Here is a 1,103-nt window from a genome sequence, read left to right as displayed (position 1 = left end):
GCTCCGACAGCCCTCTCCCCGCCGGCTTCACCCTGGATCAGGACGGCAAATGGACCTTCGATGCCAGCAATGCCGCCTACCAACACCTGGCGGCCGGTCAGACGCAGGTCATCAGCATCCCGGTAGTCGTCACCGATGACCAGGGCGCTACCAGTGGCAGCACTCTGACTATTACCGTCACTGGCACCAATGACGCGCCGGTAGCTCAGGCTGGCAGCGCTGCGACTGAAGAGAACACCATCCTCAATGGCCAAGTCCCGGCGGCCAGCGATGTCGACGGCATCATTGCCGGTTACCAGTTGGCCAGTGGTGTCGGCACCGGCAACGGCACGCTGACCTTCAACTCCAATGGCGGCTACACCTTCGATCCGGGCCAGGATTTCGACGGCCTGCCGGCCGGTGTCAGCCGCGACGTCACCTTCACCTACCAGGCCAAGGATGACAGCGGCGCGCTAAGCGCCCCGCAGACCATCACCATCACGGTCACCGGCACCAACGACGCACCGATTGCTCAGGCTGGCAGCGCGACGACCGAAGAGAACACCGTTCTCAATGGACAAGTCCCGGCCGCCAGCGATGTCGACGGCACCATTGCCGGTTACCAACTGACTACCGATGTCGGCACCGGCAACGGCACACTGACCTTCAACTCCAATGGCGGCTATACCTTCGATCCGGGCCACGACTTCGACAGCCTGCCGGCCGGTGTCAGCCGCGACGTCACCTTCACCTACCAGGCCAAGGATGACAACGGTGCGCTGAGCGCCCCGCAGGCCATCACCATTACCGTCACCGGCACCAATGACGCGCCGGTAGCTCAGGCGGCCACTGCGGCGGTCAACGAGGACAGCCAGATCGATGGCCAACTGCAGGCCACTGATGCCGACCAGGGGGCCCAGTTGCAATTCGGCTCGGACAGCCCCCTACCCGCCGGCTTCACCCTGGGCCAGGATGGCAAGTGGAGCTTCGACGCCAGCGATGCCGCCTATCAGCACCTGGCTGCGGGACAAACCCAGGTCATCAGCATCCCGGTGGTCGTCACCGATGACCAGGGGGCTACCAGTGGCAGTACCCTGACCATCACGGTAACCGGCACCAATGAC

At 64.1% G+C, this 1,103-nt stretch carries 1 protein-coding gene; it reads left to right on the top strand.

The window, feature by feature from the left end; translation table 11 throughout:
* Window positions 1-1,103, top strand: a 1,103-nt coding sequence (locus FG99_RS32600; RefSeq protein ID WP_043274043.1) for a VCBS domain-containing protein, incomplete at both ends; no start/stop codon positions are given.

The organism is Pseudomonas sp. AAC (genome assembly GCF_000725445.1).
GTDB lineage: Bacteria > Pseudomonadota > Gammaproteobacteria > Pseudomonadales > Pseudomonadaceae > Pseudomonas > Pseudomonas citronellolis.
The sequence above is the reverse complement of the archived record's forward strand: the minus strand, read 5'-3'. Positions and strand labels throughout refer to the sequence as shown.